General features: G+C 62.2%; 1 protein-coding gene. It reads right to left on the bottom strand.

Annotated features, from left to right (window positions below; genetic code table 11):
• Nucleotides 1-256: 256 nt before the first annotated feature.
• The coding region (locus G6035_RS19565; protein WP_256128156.1) for a penicillin-binding transpeptidase domain-containing protein at nucleotides 257-1,160 on the bottom strand (904 nt) is incomplete at its 5' end.

Raw genomic sequence — 1,160 nt, 5'->3', positions numbered from 1 at the left:
CCACCTTCGTTTCATGCATGAAGATGACAACAGAACGGCACCCCTCCTACGCCTGTTCAGGCGTAGGAGGGGTGCCGTTCTGTTGTCATCCAAGGAACGTCGAGGAAGCGTTTCCTGCCGCCTCAAGGCGCGTCCCCTCTCCTGGCAACCGTCGGTCGGAGAGCGTCAGCGCGCTTAGCATGTCACCGTCTTGAGGGGACCATCTTCCCTGTCAGGCGAACCATGGTCCCGGATTCGGTGCGCGTTCGGGCCTCACTCACTTCTTGGTCGGCTGGGACTTGGGTCCATGCTTCGGTGCGGTTGTGGTTGGACTCGTCGTCGCAGGAGGGTTCGGGACAGCCTGCGTGCTCGGCTGGGGCTGGGGTTGCGCAGTGGAGGTGCCACTATCCGGCTGCTGGACCGGCACACCGCTCCCCGCCATGGGGTCGTTGGTTCCCGCAATCAACGGTGCAGTCTGGCTCAGCATGCTCGCCGGCGGCTTCGTCAACGGGTTGACCTGGTAGGCCGGGTTGCCTGCTGCAGCGTTCATGACCGCGGCCCAGTTCGAGCCTGCCAGCTGGTTGCCGTCGATACCCGGGTAGTAGACACCGTTGATGGTGATGTCCTGGTTCACCCATTGCGGCCCGTTGCCCTGGTAGCTGCCGAACCAGGCTGCCGTGGCGATACCTGAGTTTGCACCCACGGTCCAGGTTTCGACGTTGCCGTCCGTCGTTCCGGTCTTGGCGAATGCTGTGGCCTTGTCGTTGAGCGGAATGGCGTAGCCGGAACCGTGCACCAGCATGTACTGCAGGGCGTACGTGACACCTGCAGCAACTTCCTTGGACATGGTCCGCTGGCAGTTCGCCGAGGGCACCGGATAGCTCTTGCCCGTGGAGTCCGTAACTGAGGTCAGGGCGATCGGCTCGCACCGGATGCCGCCCGCGGCAAAGGTGGCATAGGCCGTGGCCAGGTCAATTGGCGCCACGTTGTCCGAGCCAATCAAGTTGGAAATGTTCGACACGTTATAGGGCTTGTTGGTGGAACCCTCCTTCAAGCCGGCGGCCGTCGCCATTTTTTGGATGTTGCAAAAGTCCAGCTGGGTGGCCGTCTGGAAGGTGATCGTGTTGATCGAGATGGCGAGCCCAAGGTAGGCGGTCATCGGGTAGTAGTGGTTCGGGTCA

Origin of the sequence: Arthrobacter sp. SDTb3-6 (assembly GCF_013376095.1) — a bacterium.
Classification (GTDB): domain Bacteria; phylum Actinomycetota; class Actinomycetes; order Actinomycetales; family Micrococcaceae; genus Specibacter.
The sequence above is the reverse complement of the archived record's forward strand: the minus strand, read 5'-3'. Positions and strand labels throughout refer to the sequence as shown.